This window comes from Streptomyces spiralis (assembly GCF_014654675.1).
GTDB lineage: Bacteria > Actinomycetota > Actinomycetes > Streptomycetales > Streptomycetaceae > Streptomyces > Streptomyces spiralis.
The window spans coordinates 199,700-215,822 of record NZ_BNBC01000004.1; the positions used below are offsets into that span (position 1 = coordinate 199,700).

General features: G+C 72.2%; 17 protein-coding genes. 8 read left to right on the forward strand and 9 right to left on the reverse strand.

The features are described 5' to 3' along the window. The first annotated feature begins 2 nt into the window (after positions 1-2). The gene (locus IE318_RS06800) at positions 3-518 is read left to right on the forward strand and encodes an isoprenylcysteine carboxyl methyltransferase family protein (protein WP_189897524.1); all 516 of its coding nucleotides are present in this window, start codon (positions 3-5) and stop codon (positions 516-518) included. Continuing rightward, positions 515-1,546: an NAD(P)/FAD-dependent oxidoreductase gene (locus IE318_RS06805; protein WP_189897527.1), complete on the forward strand. Its 1,032-nt coding sequence runs from the start codon at positions 515-517 to the stop codon at positions 1,544-1,546. The genes IE318_RS06800 and IE318_RS06805 overlap by 4 nt, the downstream gene beginning before the upstream one ends. 339 nt (positions 1,547-1,885) lie before the next feature. Here the strand turns inward: IE318_RS06805 and IE318_RS06810 are convergent, their stop codons facing one another. Further along, complete coding sequence (locus IE318_RS06810; protein WP_189897529.1) at positions 1,886-2,722, reverse strand: MBL fold metallo-hydrolase; 837 nt, start codon at positions 2,720-2,722, stop codon at positions 1,886-1,888. A 221-nt stretch (positions 2,723-2,943) separates the two neighbouring features. Here IE318_RS06810 and IE318_RS06815 point away from each other — a divergent pair, with 221 nt between their 5' ends. Further along, a complete protein-coding gene (locus IE318_RS06815; protein WP_189897722.1) occupies positions 2,944-3,294 on the forward strand; it encodes a hypothetical protein in 351 nt (116 codons plus the stop codon). A gap of 240 nt (positions 3,295-3,534) precedes the next feature. On the opposite strand, the gene IE318_RS06820 is transcribed toward IE318_RS06815, so the two are convergent. Continuing rightward, positions 3,535-4,413 (reverse strand): SDR family oxidoreductase, encoded by an 879-nt coding sequence (locus IE318_RS06820; protein WP_189897532.1) that lies wholly within the window; start codon positions 4,411-4,413, stop codon positions 3,535-3,537. 647 nt (positions 4,414-5,060) lie between these two features. Beyond that, positions 5,061-5,576 (reverse strand): universal stress protein, encoded by a 516-nt coding sequence (locus IE318_RS06825; protein ID WP_189897534.1) that lies wholly within the window; start codon positions 5,574-5,576, stop codon positions 5,061-5,063. A 330-nt stretch (positions 5,577-5,906) separates the two neighbouring features. On the opposite strand from IE318_RS06825, the gene IE318_RS06830 reads away from it, so the two are divergent. From IE318_RS06830 to IE318_RS06840, 3 genes are all read left to right on the forward strand, one after another. Next, the gene (locus IE318_RS06830; RefSeq protein ID WP_189897536.1) at positions 5,907-6,263 is read left to right on the forward strand and encodes an SAV_915 family protein; all 357 of its coding nucleotides are present in this window, start codon (positions 5,907-5,909) and stop codon (positions 6,261-6,263) included. A gap of 14 nt (positions 6,264-6,277) precedes the next feature. Beyond that, complete coding sequence (gene lysA, locus IE318_RS06835) at positions 6,278-7,609, forward strand: diaminopimelate decarboxylase (protein WP_189897538.1); 1,332 nt, start codon at positions 6,278-6,280, stop codon at positions 7,607-7,609. A gap of 313 nt (positions 7,610-7,922) precedes the next feature. Further along, positions 7,923-8,762 (forward strand): COG4705 family protein, encoded by an 840-nt coding sequence (locus IE318_RS06840; RefSeq protein ID WP_189897540.1) that lies wholly within the window; start codon positions 7,923-7,925, stop codon positions 8,760-8,762. A gap of 104 nt (positions 8,763-8,866) precedes the next feature. Here IE318_RS06840 and IE318_RS06845 read toward each other — a convergent pair whose 3' ends face one another. The 6 genes from IE318_RS06845 to IE318_RS06870 all read right to left on the reverse strand — a co-directional run bounded on the left by IE318_RS06845 (position 8,867) and on the right by IE318_RS06870 (position 14,458). After that, the gene (locus tag IE318_RS06845) at positions 8,867-10,252 is read right to left on the reverse strand and encodes a sensor histidine kinase (protein ID WP_189897541.1); all 1,386 of its coding nucleotides are present in this window, start codon (positions 10,250-10,252) and stop codon (positions 8,867-8,869) included. Continuing rightward, the gene (locus IE318_RS06850) at positions 10,249-10,911 is read right to left on the reverse strand and encodes a response regulator transcription factor (RefSeq protein WP_189897544.1); all 663 of its coding nucleotides are present in this window, start codon (positions 10,909-10,911) and stop codon (positions 10,249-10,251) included. Before IE318_RS06850 ends, IE318_RS06845 begins: the two co-directional genes overlap by 4 nt. A gap of 24 nt (positions 10,912-10,935) precedes the next feature. Then, positions 10,936-11,541: a phosphatase PAP2 family protein gene (locus IE318_RS06855; RefSeq protein WP_189897547.1), complete on the reverse strand. Its 606-nt coding sequence runs from the start codon at positions 11,539-11,541 to the stop codon at positions 10,936-10,938. Next, positions 11,538-12,206 carry a DedA family protein gene (locus IE318_RS06860; protein WP_189897549.1) on the reverse strand — a complete coding sequence of 223 codons (669 nt, stop codon included), beginning with the start codon at positions 12,204-12,206 and terminating at the stop codon, positions 11,538-11,540. Before IE318_RS06860 ends, IE318_RS06855 begins: the two co-directional genes overlap by 4 nt. A 69-nt stretch (positions 12,207-12,275) precedes the next feature. Further along, a complete protein-coding gene (locus tag IE318_RS06865) occupies positions 12,276-13,061 on the reverse strand; it encodes a polysaccharide deacetylase family protein (protein ID WP_189897551.1) in 786 nt (261 codons plus the stop codon). Next, on the reverse strand, positions 13,058-14,458 hold the full coding sequence (locus tag IE318_RS06870) for an MGDG synthase family glycosyltransferase (RefSeq protein ID WP_189897554.1): 1,401 nt from the start codon (positions 14,456-14,458) through the stop codon (positions 13,058-13,060). Before IE318_RS06870 ends, IE318_RS06865 begins: the two co-directional genes overlap by 4 nt. Before the next feature lie 139 nt (positions 14,459-14,597). On the opposite strand from IE318_RS06870, the gene IE318_RS06875 reads away from it, so the two are divergent. Together IE318_RS06875 and IE318_RS06880 are read left to right on the forward strand one after the other, a co-directional pair. Next, complete coding sequence (locus IE318_RS06875) at positions 14,598-15,017, forward strand: BlaI/MecI/CopY family transcriptional regulator (RefSeq protein ID WP_229903382.1); 420 nt, start codon at positions 14,598-14,600, stop codon at positions 15,015-15,017. A gap of 4 nt (positions 15,018-15,021) precedes the next feature. Beyond that, the gene (locus IE318_RS06880) at positions 15,022-16,044 is read left to right on the forward strand and encodes a M56 family metallopeptidase (RefSeq protein ID WP_189897556.1); all 1,023 of its coding nucleotides are present in this window, start codon (positions 15,022-15,024) and stop codon (positions 16,042-16,044) included. Positions 16,045-16,123: the final 79 nt, after the last annotated feature.

Genomic DNA, 16,123 nt, shown 5'->3' on the forward strand with positions numbered 1-16,123 from the left:
TCATGCCCTGGTACACGCTTGTCGTCCTGGCCGTCGCGGCCGAACGTGTCGCCGAACTCCTCGTCGCCCGGCGAAACGCGGCCTGGACCCGGGCCCGCGCCGGTGTGGAGCACGGCCGTGGCCACTACCCGGTCATGGTCGCCCTGCACACGAGCCTGCTGGCCTGCTGCCTGCTCGAACCCGTGCTCGCCGCCCGGCCGTTCCTGCCCGCCCTGGGCTGGCCCATGCTCGGGCTCGCCGTGTCGGCCCAAGCCCTGCGGTGGTGGTGCATCACCACACTCGGACCGTACTGGAACACCCGGGTCATCGTCGTCCCCGGGGCACGCCTGGTCGGCGCCGGCCCCTACCGTTTACTGCGCCACCCCAACTACGTCGCGGTCGTCGTGGAGATCGCCGCCCTGCCCCTGGTGCACTCCGCGTGGCTGACCGCCACGGTGTTCACCGTCGCCAACGCGATGCTGCTCGTCGTCCGTGTCCGCTGCGAGAACACGGCCCTCACCCAAGCGGAGCCGGCGTGAGCGGCGGCCACGACCTGGTGATCGTCGGAGGCGGTCCCGCCGGCCTCGCGACCGCCCTCCACGCCGCACGCGCCGGTCTCGACACCGTCATCGCCGAGCCACGTCGGGCGCCCGTCGACAAGGCGTGCGGTGAGGGCCTGATGCCCGGCGCCGTTCGCGCCCTCGCCCGCCTGGGCCTGGACGTCCCGGGTCACCCCATCACCGGCATCCGCTATGTCCAGGGACTCCGCCAGGTCCAGGCCGTGTTCCGGCACGGCCCCGGTCTCGGCGCGCGCCGCACCGACCTCCACAACGCCCTGCACCAGGCCGTGCTGGACGCGGGGGTGCCCGTGCTGCGCATGAGGGTGGAAGACGTACGGCAGGACGCCACCGGCGTGAGCATCCCCGGCACAGGGCTGCGCGCCCGATGGCTGGTCGCCGCCGACGGCCTCCACTCACCCATGCGCCGCTCCCTCGGCCTGCAGGCACAGAGCCGCGGGGTACCGCGGTACGGGCTGCGCCGGCATTACGCGGTGCCGCCCTGGTCGCCGTACGTCGAAGTGCACTGGGGACAGCACGCGGAGGCATATGTCACCCCGCTGGGCCCCGAACTGGTCGGCGTCGCCCTGCTCACGGCCCAGCGAGCCCCCTTCACCACCCAGTTGGAGAGCTTCCGTGCACTGGCGGCCCGCCTTCCTCCGGAAAAGGCCGTAACCGCGGTGCGAGGCGCCGGACCGCTGCGACAAAAAGCCCGCACTCGCGCCCACGGGCGCGTACTGCTCGTCGGTGACGCCGCCGGATACATCGACGCACTGACCGGTGAGGGCCTCTCCCTCGCCCTCACCGGCGCGGAGGCCCTGGTCGCCAACCTGCGCCGCAGTACACCGAGCCGCTACGAGACCGACTGGAGCCGAGCGACCCGGCGCCACCGGCTCCTGACCGAGCTGCTGGTCGGCGCCCGTCAACGGCCCGCACTCGCCCCCCGCATCGTGCCGGCGGCCGCCTGTCTGCCGCGCCTGTTCACGGCGGTAGTCAACGCACTGGCATGAAGCCCGCCATCGCCGCGCAAGGGCCCCCACGGGCCCCTGCCCGCCGTCGCCCGGTCGGGGCGCAAGAGGCGCTGCACGCGGACGCGATGATCTCCGGCGCCGACTGCGTGGGCCGGGGAGGGAGGGATGGAACGTGCAGGCTGATCATCGGCTCAAGGGTGCCTGGTTGCGGCCGCTCATCGTGACGGGGCTCTGGTGCTGTTGTGCCGTGGGGGAGTCACGGGGAGGCGGCGGGACTGAAGCGGACCTGGCCGTCGACCATTCGGGCTGGGGCCCGAGGGCTGGTGGAGCGGCCCCTCGGACGCATCGTGCACCCTTTCCCGTTCCTCGGCATGCCCGTCAGGCGGTGGCTTCGGCGCCGACGGTCACCCGCTCGCCCGGGGCGCACCTCACCAGGCGCGCGTCGTGGCCGCGGCGCCCGGCCTCTGCGAGGAAGTCCTCGAGTGAGGAACGGAAGACCGTGTAGTCGTTGTAGTGAACGGGCAGGGCCCGCCGCGGGCGCAGCAGGTCGAGGAGGTCGGCGCCCTGTTCGGCGTCCATGGTGACCACCAGGCCTCCGGGCAGGGTCGTGCCGCCCAGGTGCAGGACCGCCAGATGGATGTCCCGGTAACGCTCGGCGATCTCGCGCAGGCCGTCGTACATCAGGGTGTCGCCGGAGAGATGGAGAACCAGCCGGATCTCCCCCGAGCGGTCGCCGAACTCCAGCAGGCTGCCCATCACCGGCGGCAGCAGGGCCCGCACCGGGCCGGGTGCGTGGCGGCCGGGCAGCGAGGTGATGCGTACGGAGGAGTCCCCGTGCCGCAGGGTGTGGCTTTGCCAGGTGCGCAGGCCGGTGGCGCCACGGAAGCCGAACAGGCGCTTCAGCAGGAGGGAGCCGTGCGGGGTGGTCACGACCGGCAGGCCCAGGTCCAGCCCGCGCCGGGCCACCCGGTCGAAGTGGTCGCCGTGCAGATGGGAGAGCACCACGGCGTCCAAGTCCTCGTGGGGCAGTTCCGCCACGTCGATGGCCGGTTCGGTCAGCCGGCGCGAGACCAGCCCGTAACCGAGGTGGGCGAACTGTCCGCGGTGCAGGAAGTTCGGATCGGTCAGCAGCGTCAGCTCTCCGTAGCGGATCAGCAGGGTGGCATTGCCGATGAACAAGATCTCCGAGGTCCCCTCGGGCGGGATGCGCTGCACGGCCGACTCCCCTCGTCGCTCATGAATCCCCCATTCCGCCCCGAGTGATCGGCGGCCGCGGGTTCACACCCGACCGAGGGTTCACACCCGGCCGCGGGTTTACACCCGTTCCCGGACCGGAGGAAGCCGGGGTCCTGCCCACAGCGGTTCCCGCGCATCACACGGCCCGCCGCGGGTATTCGCGTAACAGGCAGAACAGCCGAGCGGAGAATCGGGGCGTGATGCTGTCCTACGGGGTCGAGCAGGGGGTGCTCGTCATCACGGTGGACGGTGATCCCGGCAGGGACGACCGGCCCGTACTGGCCCAGGCGATCAGCGACCTGGTCCGCGCGCACAGGCCGACTCCCGTCGTGATCGTTCTGGACGAGCCCGCTCCAGGCGACGCGGCGGTCGGCGTGGCTCTTCAGGCCCACCGTCTGTGCGGTCCTCTCGGCGTCCTGGTGTCTGTGGCCACCCACAGCGCCGCAGCGCGGCGCATCCTCGAGGCGGAGGCGGACACCGACTGCACCCGCTTGGTGGTCCACGCCCGTGTCGACACCGCCATCGCCGCCACGTTTGCCGCGGCCATGTGACGTCCTTCCGATGCACGTGAGGTGCTCGGGCAGCGCTTGGGTCCGTATCGTCACGGCGACCGACCCGGAGCGCCCACGGGCACCGCTGCCGTGCCACACCTCCACGGAGGTCCGCGCGATCCCGGTCGGACGCAGCCCCGGCGGCGGCATCACCTTCTGCCTTCCATCCGCGCGACCAGCTCCGGACGTCGCCCAGGACGAGCGCGTCGAGCCGGTCCGGGGAGGCGTCGGAACCCTGTGTCACGGCAGCGGTGTGCCACCGGTGGCGTTGACGATCTCCGCGGTGATGAAGGATGCCTCCTGGGAGGCCAGGAAGACGTAGGCCGGGGCCATTTCCGCCGGCTGCGCGGGCCGGCCGATCGGCGCCTGCTTGCCGAACTTCACCGTGTCCGGCAGTGTCGCCGGGATCAGCGGCGTCCACACCGGGCCGGGCGCGACCGCGTTCACGCGGATGCCCCGGTCGATCAGCATCTGGGCCAGCCCCTGGGTGAAGGTGACGATGGCGCCCTTGGTCATGGCGTAGTCGAGCAGGTGCGGGCTGGGCTTGTACGCCTGCACGGAGGTGGAGTTGATGATGCTGCTGCCGGCGGGCATGTGCGGCAGGGCGAATTTCGTCAGCCAGAACATGCCGTAGAGGTTGGTGCGAAGCACCCGGTCGAACTGCTCGGTGGAGATGGCCTCGATGCCCTCCGGCTGGGACATCTGATAAGCCGCGTTGTTCACCAGGACGTCGACGCGGCCGAACTCATCTGCGGCCCGATCCATGAGGGACCGGCAGTTGGCTTCCTCGCGGATGTCGCAGGAGACCGGGATCGCACGCCGCCCGGCGTCCTTCACCCAGCGGGCGGTCTCCCTCGCGTCATCCGCTTCCTCGTCCAGGTGCGAGAACAGGACGTCGGCTCCCTCACGTGCGAAGGCCAGGCACACCGCGCGCCCGATGCCGGAGTCCCCACCCGTGACCACGGCTTTGCGTCCTTCGAGCCGACCACTGCCCCGGTAGGACTTCTCACCGTGGTCCGGAGGCGGGTCCATCGGCCCGGTCCACCCCGGATGCGGCTGCTCCTGAGAGGGGAAGTCGGGCTGGGGGTGCTGTTCGGCGGGATGCTGTGGCTGGTTCACGGCTGTGCTTCCTCTTCGGTGTGTCGCGAGGGGATGCCGGGAGCGGTTCGGGGCGCGCCGGGCCCGTCGGCTGCTCTGCCGACGTCCGGGGGAGGTCAGGCTCCGGCTCCGACCGCCACGACGGTGTCGTAGCTACGCTCGGCGATGTCGCGGACGAGCGCGGTCATCACCTTGATGGAGCGGTCTGCAGGGTCAACCGAAAGCCGCCGTCCGTCTGCGCGAACCCGCGCACCTGACGCAGCCGCTCTCGTTGCGCTTGCCGAGCCGGCGACCCGGTCCGACAGCACGGTGGCGACGGTTTCGTCGCCACCGTGCTGTCGATGAGCCGGGCCCGAGACGCGACCTGCTCGGTCACGTGCTGGTGGCTGATCATCTTGCCTCCATGTGCCTGACGCCGAGTGCGTCGATCCCAGCCGGTACGGGCATGCCTGGATGCCCGCGTCCGGCCCCCGGAGTACCCGTACCGGTTACGGACTACACCGAGCGGTTTTCGCGCGAAGCCGCATGATGACGTTGCTTCCTGCCCGCGATCAGGGTGGTGATGCAGACGTCTCGAGGGCCGGCGTGACAGAACTGGCATCGGCACCGGGCGTGTTGCGCAGTCTCGACAGCGGCCGGCCTGCCGGTGATGCCGTGATCGAACGCCCCTACGACGGACGCGGCAGGTGCCTGCTCGGCAGGCCGGCCAGTGCGGTCTGCAGCGGAGACGGCGGCACCGCGAGCACGGGGCAGGGGGCGTGGGCGAGGCAGTAGCGGCTGACCGATGGCGACAGCGCGCGGTGCAGGCGGCTGCGCCGTCCCGCGCCGACCACGAGGATGTCGTTCTCCCGGTCGGCGAACCGGACCAGCGTCGGCCCCGGGACACCCCGTGCGACCAGTGCCTGACCGGAGATGCCGGTGTCCGTGCCGCCGAACACCTCACGCAGCGCCCCCACAAGCCTCTCCGACGCCAGCCGCTCCCACTCCTCCACCATGCCGGCCGCGACCGGGGACCGGCGGGCGGCCAGATCGCCACCGGGCGGCTCCCAGGTCAGCACGGGCCAGAGCTCGGCACCCCGGCAGCGGGCCTCGCGAGCGGCCTGGCCAAGGGCGGTGAGACTGCCCAGCGAGCCACTCACTCCCACCACGACGCGGGCTGCTGAGGGCGGGCGGTAATCGGACATCGGCTTCACCGTTCTGCACACGCCGACCGAGACCTCCCGGCCGGTGATCCTTGTTCGGAACCGCTTCCATCTCACCTCCGTTCCGAGGCTCTCGAACAGGTCGTACAGCAGTTCTTGGCGCCCTTCTGACGGCCCGTTCCCGACCTCGGAGCAACCCTGTCAGCATCCCGTCAAAGTCGTCCGGAACGTCGTCAGCGTCCCGTCAGGGCACACCGGAACCGGGGAAGACCGGGCATAACGTCGAAGGCGAGCCCCGGTCCGCCTCCCCGCGTCCCGGGCATTCCAGATCGCTGCGCCGCGCACGGCACGCAGGTCCTTCGGAAGGCAGCCATGACAGAGCTCCTGTACGACGACGACCCCGAACCCTCCGATCGGTTCCCGGCCGGACCCCTGTACGTCCCGGTCCGGCCGGGTCCCTCCGGATGCGTGGTCCGGCTCTTCCGCACCCCGCTCGGCGACCGTACGGCCGTCGGCTTCACCTCCGCGCACCGGCTCACCGCCACCCTCGGCCCCGGCCAGGCGTGGATCCGCCTCGCCGAGCCCGCCCTGCGCGCGCTGACCGCGCCGCTGGGCGTCTCCACCCTCACGGTGGACCCGCAGTTCACCGCCCCGGCCCCCGCGCCGGTCACCGCGGTCACATCCACGGTCCCCGCTTCGGCACCCACCGCCGCGCTGCGGACCGCCTGAGAGGGGCAGACACCATGACCACGGTTCACGAACCCACCGCCGCCAACTCGGCCGATCTGTCCGTGTGGCCGGCCTCCGCCACCGAGCCCCCACGCGGCGACCTCGCCGTGGGCGGCGTACCGCTCGCCGAGCTGGCCGACCGCTTCGGCACGCCCGTCTACGTCCTCGACGAGGCCGAAGTCCGCGACCGCTGCCGCACCTACCGGGACGCCTTCCCCGACGCCGAAGTCCTCTACGCGGCCAAGGCGTTCCTGTGCCGGGCCATGGCCCACTGGATGGACGAGGAGGGCCTCGGTCTCGACGTCTGCTCCGCGGGCGAGCTCGAACTCGCCGTCACCACCGGCTTCCCGCCCGAGCACATCGTGCTGCACGGCAACGCCAAGTCACCACGCGACCTGGGCGCCGCCCTGCGCCTGGGCGTCGGACGCATCGTCATCGACAGTCCGTCGGAGATCGCACGGCTGGCCGCTGCCGTCGGCCCGCACGGACACCAGAAAGTGATGGTCCGTGTGGTGCCGGGCGTCAGCGCGGGCGGCCACGACAAGATCCGCACCGGCACGGACGACCAGAAGTTCGGCCTGTCGATCAGCGACGGCTACGCCCAGCACGCCATTGCCCGCGTCCTCGACCAGCCGCAACTCGAACTCACCGGCCTGCACTGCCACCTGGGCTCGCAGATAACCAGCGTCAAGCCGTACCTCGTGGCTGTGCGGCGGATGGTCGGCCTGATGGCCCGGCTGCACGAGCAGTACGGGTTGGTCCTGCCCGAACTGGACCTCGGCGGCGGCCACGGCATCGCCTACCGACCCGGCGAGAAGGCCCTGGACCTGACGGCGCTGGCCCGCAGGGTCCGCACGGAACTCGCCGACGCCTGCGCCACGGCCGGCCTGCCGGTGCCCCGCCTGATCATCGAGCCGGGGCGCGCGATCGTCGGCCCCGCCGGGATCGCCCTGTACCGGGTCCTTTCGGTGAAGCGGACGGGCGAGACCGTGTTCGTGGCCGTGGACGGCGGCATGAGCGACAACCCGCGCCCGGCTCTCTACGGCGTCCGGTACGCCCCCCGACTGGTGGGCAGGCACAGCGGCGCGGACCGCGCGCGGGCGACCGTCGTGGGCCGGCACTGCGAGGCAGGCGACGTCCTGGCCACCGACGTGGAACTCCCCGCCGACACACACCCCGGAGACCTGCTCGCCGTGCCCGTCGCCGGCGCGTACCACCTGTCCATGGCCTCCGGGTACAACCTCGTCGGCCGCCCGCCCGTGGTCGCCGTACGCAACGGCCTCGCCCGCCTCCTCGTCCGCCGGGAGTCCCTGGAGGACATCCGCAGCCGCGACGTGGGCCTGTGACGGGTCGTCGAAGCCGGCTCGACCCGCTCCGGCGGTGAGCCTCGGCGGAGACCGTGGGGAACGAGACCGCCGACCGGCTTGCGCACGGCAGGCGGTCCTCAGCCCCCGGGGCGCAGCAGCCCGCGCTCGCAGGCCCTGACCAGGTGCTGCGGTACGGGATGACGCGCCCCGTCGACCGTCACCGACATTCGCGAACGCGCAGGTCCGAGTGTCCTCACGGTGCCCATGCTTGCTGGTGCAGGAGGCGTGGTGTGCGGGGTGCCGCGCGAGCAGTCAGGATGCGTTCAGGTGTCCGGTGGCACGGTCGTCGGCCATGACCTATGAAACGTCTGAGACATCCGCGATCACCGAGGCTGCTGGTCCTGCCGCTGCGGCGCGGCACCGGCTGCGCTGGAACAAGGTGCCCGAGGTCACCCTCTACTTCTGGATCATCAAGGTGCTGTGCACGACGGTCGGCGAGACCGCGGCCGATCTGCTGAACGAGAAGGCCGGTCTGGGTTTGACCGGTGTGTCGGTGCTGATGAGCGCGCTGCTGGCCGTGGTGCTGGTGGTGCAGTTCCGTACGACGGCGTACCGGGCCGGCGTGTACTGGCTTGCCGTGGCTCTGATCAGCGTCGTCGGCACCCTGATCAGTGACAACCTCACCGACAACATGGGGGTGCCGCTGGAGACGAGTACGACGGTGTTCGCGATCGTCCTCGCGGTCGTGTTCGTCGTCTGGTACCGGCGTGAGCGGACGCTGTCCATCCACAGCATCGACACCACCAGCCGCGAGTCCTTCTACTGGCTCGCGGTGCTGTTCACCTTCGCTCTGGGCACCGCGGCCGGCGACCTGGTCTCCGAGCGCATGGATCTCGGCTACTGGCTGTCCGCCGTCCTGTTCGCGGCTGCCATCGCCGCCGTGGGCATCGCGCACTTCGCGCTGGGCTTGGACGCGGTGTGGAGCTTCTGGATCGCCTACATCCTCACGCGTCCCCTCGGCGCTTCGATCGGCGACTACCTTTCCCAGCCCACCGGAGACGGCGGGCTGGGCCTGGGCACCGTGATCACCAGCGCGCTGTTCCTGACCGTCATCCTCGGCCTGGTCGTGTACCTGAGCGTGACGCGCAAGGACGTCAACGAGCCTGAGCCTGCCGGCCGGCACGCGGCCTGAACTGCCGCACGGTACGGGTCCAGGGCGCATTCGGGCACTTCGTGCCACGGGCGGAGATCACGGCCGCTCCGCCGCCCGGCCGGCGAGGGAGGAGCAGGATCAGGTCACCCGGCGGGCAGGCTGACCGTGAACCGGGTTCCCGGCGCGTGCCGGGGGTCGTAGGACACCTCACCGCCGACGGCGCGGGCCAGGCGTCGCGCGAGCGGCAGCCCGAGGCCCGCGCCGTCGTGCCCGTCACCGGGATCGGCGCGCCGGCCGGGCTGGAAGAGTTCGTCCCCGAACGTCTCCGGCACACCGGGGCCGTCGTCGACGACGTCGATCCGTACGGCGCCGGGGACGCGTCGCGCGGACACGGTCACGCGGGAGTGGGCGTATCGGGCGGCATTGGCGAGCAGAGGGCTGAGGATGCGCTCGACGAGAGCGGGCGCAACACCTGCCTCGAGCGCCTGTGCTTCCGTCTCCACCGCGGTCTTCACCTGGTCCGCTCTGTCGAGGCACCGGAGCAGGCGGTCCAGGACGGGCACCACGTCCGTTGTCCCGGGAACCGCTGCCGGATTCAGCGCGTTCTCGCGGGCGTCGTTCAGGAGTGTGTCGCAGATGGTGCGCATGGACCGGGCGGCCTCGGCGATCACCGCTTGGGTGGCGCTGGTCTCGGCGTCCGTGCGGGGGCGTGCCCGCCACCAGTCGAGTTCCATGATGATCCGGGTGAGCGGTGTGCGCAGTTCGTGGGACAGCTCTCCCGTCAGCTGCTGTTCGTGGCGCAGGACGGTGCGTATGCGGTCCAGGAGCGCGTCCAGGGAGGCACCCAGACGGGCGAGTTCGGCGGGGCGGTCCTCCGTACCGAAGCGCTCGTCCGAGCCCACGGCGCTCCACTGCGTGGCCTGGTCGGTCATCGTCCGCACCGGGCGCAGTGCCCGGCCGACGGACAGCCGTGTGAGTACGTAGGTGGAGCCGAGCATCACGGCGTCCAGGATGAGTGACCCCACCAGCAGGGTGTCGGCCGAACTGCGGTACGGAGTCAGGTCCAGGGCGGTGACAACGGTGGCGCCGGTGCGGCGACCGGGGAGGGGCTGGGCGCACAGCCGGACGGGCCCGCGACCGTGGGCATCGACGGTCGCGCAGGCGTGCTTCCGCTGCGCGGCCAGCCGGTCGGCGGCCTGCGTCGGTGGGCTGCCGGCCGTGGCGGACGGCGGCTTCTCCAGGAGACGAGTTCCGGCGTAGATCCACACGTTCGCGTCGAGGAGGCGGTCGTTGACGGTTTCCAGGACGCGCACCCGGGGTCCGGTGGTGTCGACGGTCGTGGCCACCGCTGCCGCCCGGTTGCGCAGTTCGTCGTCCGCCTGGTGCTGCAGGTGCCGGTCCATCACGGCGTTGAACACCACGGTCAGGATCGTCATCAGCAGGGCGGCGGCGGTCAGCGCCACCGGGGAGAGGCGGCCGCGCAGGGTGCGCGGAGCAAGGCACCGCAGGACCGGCAAGGGACGGCTCATGACAGGCGGTGTCCGATTCCGCGCGCCGTGCCGATCGTCAGGCCGCTGCCGGCCTCACGCAGCTTGCGGCGCAGCCGGCTCAGGTACTGGTCCAGGGTGTTGTCGCTGACCTGGGCGCCCTCGGGCCAGCCGGCCCGCACGAGGTCGCGGCGGCGTACCAGGGTCCCGTCCGCGGCGACCAGCGTGGCCAGCAGCCGGAACTCGGTGGGGGACAGGGTGACGCGGATGTCGTGGACGGTCACGCTGTGGTCCACCGCGTCCAGGACCAGGTCACCGGCCGAGGTCACCGTCGTGGTGGCTGTCCGTCTGAGTACGGCTCTCAGCCTGGCGGCGAGTTCGGCGAGGTGGAAGGGCTTGGGCAGGTAGTCGTCGCCCCCGGCGGAGAACCCGGACAGGCGGTCGGTGAGCTGATGCCGGGCGGTCAGGAAGATCACGGGGGCGAGGAAGCCGTTGGCGCGCATGGCCTGGCACACGTCCCGTCCGTCCGCGTCGGGCAGGCCGACGTCCAGCACGGCCGCCGCGATGTCGGCCCTGGCCAGCCGCAGAGCGGTGGCGCCGTCGGCGGCCAGGACCGGTTCGAAGTCCTCGTCGTACAACCCCCGGCGCAGCACGTCCCGCAGGGCGTGATCGTCCTCGACCACCAGGATCTTGGGGCGCATGATCCTCCGCCACCTCTCAAGGACTCATGAGGTCAGCAGCAGAGCACCCAGGCGCCTGGCGGCGAGCCACCGGGCCAGGGTTTCCGACTGCCGCCGCGCTGCGAGCATCGCCACCAGCGCCACCAGGGCACCGACCACGAGACCGGCCAGGACGTCGTGCGGATAGTGCGCGCCGACCCACACCCGGGATGCCCCCATCGCCGACGCGGCCACGACCGCGGCCGAGCCGAGACGGCGCGAGACGAACACCAGGGCGACGGCAGCCGCGGCCGCGATGGCCGCGTGGTTGCTGGGGAAGGACCAGTCACCGGGCGCCGGACACGCCTCCAGTGTCCTCACGTGCAGGCTCTGACACGGCCGGTCCTCGCGCACCGCCAGTTTCACGACGGCGTCGACGCCGTACGCCACGACGACGACCACCGGCACCGCCAGCGCCGTCACCGCGGCGACGGCTCCCGAGCGCCGGGCCCGCCACCAGCCGAAGGCGGCCAGGAGCGCGAACACCACCAGCCCGTACGTCGACCAGGCCGAGACCGTGTCGTCCAGCCAGCCGGGCGAGTGCCGGGCGAGGCGCACCACGTCCGAGTAGGCGGAGCCGTCGATGGAGGACCCGTCGAAGGCGAGGATCACTTGTTTCCTCCTCGTGCGTCGGCGCCCTGACGGGCGCGCAGCATCTCGACGAGAAGGGGAATCAGGGACACGACGACGATCAACGCGACCAGCGGCAACAGGTATCGGTCGACGTTCGGGACCGAGGAGCCCAGTGCGTACCCCGCGAGGGTGAGGCCGACGCTCCAGACCAGGCCGCCGGTCACCTGCCACAGCGTGAAGGTCCGCACGGGGACCTCCAGCGCGCCCGCCATCGGGTTCAGCACCGTCCGCACCACCGGAATGAACCGGGCCAGGACGACGGCCTTGGCGTGCCCGTACCGCTCCAGCAGCTCCTCGGCGCGTTTCACCCCCTCGTGCAGCTGCCGGGAACGGCTGTGGGCGATCAGCGCTCCCCCCGCCTTCCGGCCGAGCAGGTATCCGAACTGCGCCCCGGCCAGCGCGCCGACGGCCGCCGCGATCAGCAGCGGTGCCAGGGACAGTTTCACCGTCTGGTCCCCCGTACCCGTGCACAGCAGGCCCGCCGTGAACAACAGGGAGTCGCCCGGCAGGAAGAACCCGATCAGCAGTCCCGTCTCGGCGAACATCACCACGCCGACGCCCAGCACGCCGAATGCGGCCAGCAGTGAATGGGCGTCGAGCACGTTGACGGCCAGCTGTGCGGCCAGATGCGGTGGACTGGTCATGGGTGCCTTTCCCGCGGCTCAGGTGGAAGTGAATGCCCGGAAGCGAGCGACTACAGCGAAGTAGACGGTCTACAGAACTGTAGACGAATGCCGGTCGGGGAGCGGTTCCCGGCGATGGGCAGCGCGCGAAGGCCACCCGTGGTCGCGCATTCGGCCGACCTCGAAGCCCCGTTCCGCGCAGGTGTCGAGGATGCGGGGCAGTGCGCCGAGGGTCGAGTGCCAGGCACCCGGGGCGGAGGTGCAGTCCGAGTCGTGGAGGAGGATGGTGCCACCGCCGTCCAGGTCGCGGGTGACGGTGCGGTGCACGGAGTCTGCGGTGGCCCTGGCCGTCCAGTCCTCCCCCCAGCAGGTCCACAGTACGGGCGTGAGACCGAGGCGGCGGGCCGCCAGGTGGGCGGCGGTCGACATGACGCCGTACGGGGGCCGGAAGAGTGTGGGCTGCCGCCCGGTGATCGCGGCGACGGTGTCGCGGGCGCGGGCGAAGTCGTCGTAGGTGGCCCGCGGGCCGCGCAGGAGCAGCGGGCGGTGCAGCCAGCCGTGGATGCCGACCTCGTGGCCCGCCGCGGCGATCTCGCGGACCAGTCCGGGTGAGCGGTGCGCCTGCGCACCGAGCAGGAAGAAGGTGGCGCGCACCTCACGCCGGGCGAGCAGGCGAAGGAAGTGGGGCGTGGAGCCCGGGTCGGGTCCGTCGTCGAAGGTCAGGGCGACGTGGTCCGGACGGCCTCGACCGGAGAGGCGGGGCAGGGCGCGGTTGCGCAGCGGCCCAAACGTGGAGACGACGGGCGTGACATGTGCGGCGGCGAGGACGGGCAGGGCGGCCAGGGCGGCCGTGCGGAGAGCGCGGGCGGCGGTCATTCGTGGTCACCTTCCGGGCGGGGGCCGTGCTGCGGCGCGTGGTCGTCCAGGTCGAGGCCGTGGCTGATGGCGCGCGCCAGCCCGGGGCCGTCGTATGCCGTGGCGATGCCCGTACCGACGGCGCACGCCCACACGGCACAGCCGACCGCGACCGTGGTGGTGAGCCGGCGGGAAGCGGGGCGTCGGCGTACGGCGGGCCGCGGGCTCGGTCGCGGGCTTGGTTGCGGGAGCCCCGAGCGGTGCACGCGCCCGATCTCCGCCGCCGGGCCCTCGGCCGGCGATCCGGCGAAGAGGGCGAGGCCCGTCTCGCGCTGACGGGGCCCGAGCGGGCCGTCGATCAGATCGTGAAGGACGGCCTTGAGGTCGCCCCGGTCACGGATCCACACGGCCACGCCGGCTTCGTCCAGGGCGGCGGCGTTGGTCAGGCCGTGGCCCGGTATGCAGCGGTAACTGGCCACGGGCAGGCCCGCCGCGAACGCCTCCAGTGAGGTGAGCCCGCCGGCGTTCTGGATCAGGACGTCGGAGGCGTGCATCAGGCCGGGCATGTCGTCAACCCACCCGTACGCGTGCTCGATGCCGTCGGCGCGCAGCCGCTCGGCCAGGGCCTCGTTCCGGCCGCAGACGACGATGGGTACGGCGGCGCCGCAGTCGCGCACCTCCAGGGCCACCTTCCGGACCGGTCCGACGCCCCAGGACCCGGCCACCAGCAGGGCGAGCGGGCTGTGCGGAGGCAGTCCGAACCTGGCCCGCGCACGATCACGTTCCTCTCTGCCGCAGGGCCTGAACCGAGGATCGGCGACCGGCCCGCACACCCGGACGTCCCGCGCGCCGGCGCCACGCGCCTGGGCGGCGGGCACATCGTGGGCCGCGAGGTGGACGTCCACGCCCCCGGCCACCCAGAGCGGATGCACCGAGAAGTCCGTCAGGTACGTCAGGACCGGGACGGTCAGCCGCCCGGAAAGGCGCAGCTCGCCCAGTACCCGGCTGGCCCCTGGGTAGGTGGAGACGACCGCGCCGGTCCCTGGGGCGAGGGCGCGCAGCACCCGGTCCTCGGCGGAGCGCAGCAGCGCCTGGGCCGCCGGGCCGCCGCCTCCGGCGCGCTCGGTGCCGGCGTAGATCCGCTGGTAGGCCCACGGTGCGCGGACGAGCATCCGGTGGTAGCCCTCCTGGACGGCACGGCCGAGCCGGGCGGGCAGCAGGTCCAGCAGGTCGTGCCGGTCGACGGTGTAGCCGTCCGCGGTGAGCCGGCGGGCGAGTTCGGCGGCGGCGCCGTCGTGTCCCGCACCGACGCTCGCGGAGACGATCGCGATCCGGCCTGAGGGAGCGGCCTCGCCGCGCGGGCGCGGTAGGGCGCCCACGGGCGCGGGCACGGGAAGAGTGCTTCCGGCGTGTGGCATGGGCTGGTCCTCCGGCCATCGGGAAACGCCGATGGCTCTACAAGATGTAGTAGCTCGCGTGTCGAAGCCCGGAGCATACCTCCTACAACTAGTAGGAGGTGGGGTAGCCTGTCCGGACGAAAGCGAGGAAGGGCGGACAGTGGGCGACCCGAGGGACGAGGAGGCTCCTGGCGGATCCGGCCGGCGGGCGCGGGGCGAGCTGGAGAGCGATGTGCTGGCCGCGCTGTGGGCCGCCGACGGCCCGCTGACCGCCCGCCAGGTCCTTGAGCGGCTGCCGGGCGATCTGGCGTACACCACCGTGCTGACGATCCTGTCCCGCCTCCACGACAAGGGCATGCTCGTCCGGCGCCGGGAGGGCCGCGGATACGCCTACGCACCGGTCCGGGACGAGGCGTCGCACACGGCCCGGCGGATGCGTTCGCTGCTGGAGGAAGGCTCCGACCGGGAGGCGGTGCTGACCCGCTTCGTGTCCGAACTCTCCGCGCAGGACGAGCAGTTGCTGCACCAGCTACTGGCCGGGCACGACGAGCGGGGCGAGGGCTCGGACGGGAGGCGGTGAGCCGGTGCTGATCAGCGTCTACGTCCCGTTCGCCGTCACGGCCGTCCTCACTCTGCTCGCACCGCGTCTCGCGCGACGGCTCAGCCCGCGGCCCGCCGCATGGGCTCTGGCCTGCGCCGCACTTGTCACGGCGGGCGGCTGGGCCGGCTCGCTGGCCCTGCTGGCCTTCACCGGGATCGCACAGATTCCGCAGGTGGCGGCTGAGGGCCACTGGTCGGTGGCCGCGCTGCGGGCCGAGGACCCGGTGTACGTCGTCGTCGCGGCCGTCAGTGCGCTCGTCCTCGTCGCGTGTGCCGCCTCGCTGTGCGCGGCCGCCTTCCGCCAGGCCCGCCAAGTGATCCGGGCCCGGCGGGAGTGCGCCGGGCTGCGCGGCGACACCGAGCTGGCCGTGCTCGACGACGACGTCCCGCTGGCGTTCGCCCTGCCCGGAGCACCGGGACGGATCGTGGTCTCCCGGGGCATGCTGACCTGTCTCGGCAGCGGCGAGCGCGCGGCTCTGCTGGCGCACGAGCGGGCCCACCTGCGCGGAAGGCATCACCTCTTCCTCGGCCTGTGGCAGCTCACGGCCGCCGTGAACCCGCTGCTGCGTCCCCTGGCCGACACAGGCGCCTTCGTCCTGGAACGCTGGGCCGACGAGGAAGCAGCCGCGCATGTCGGTGACCGGGCGATCGTCGCCCGCGCGGTCGCACGCGCCGCCCTCGCCTCCGCCGGCGCCTCTCGCCCCGCTCTGCTGGCCGCGACCGGCGGGGAAGTGCCCCAGCGGGTGCGGGCCCTGCTGGCACCGCCCCCCGCCCGCCGAAGCCTGCCCTTCCTCGCCGGCGCCCTCCTGCTGACCGTGTGCTGCGCCAGCCTGGCCAACGCGGCATCCGACAGCGATGACATGGTCGACAGCGCGAAGCGAGCGCAGTGCGCGGTGCGGGTGGGGAGCCCCAGTGCACCGCCGACGGGTGAACACCGACATGGCCTCGACTTCTGCTGCGGCCCTCACCACCGGGGTGAACGCGGGGAAAGCCGTTCCTCTGGCTAGTCACGGCGGTATCTGCCCTTGATTGCCCGTTGGCCTGGGCCTCGGCTGCATCTTGACTGCCGGCTTCTCCGACCTGCGG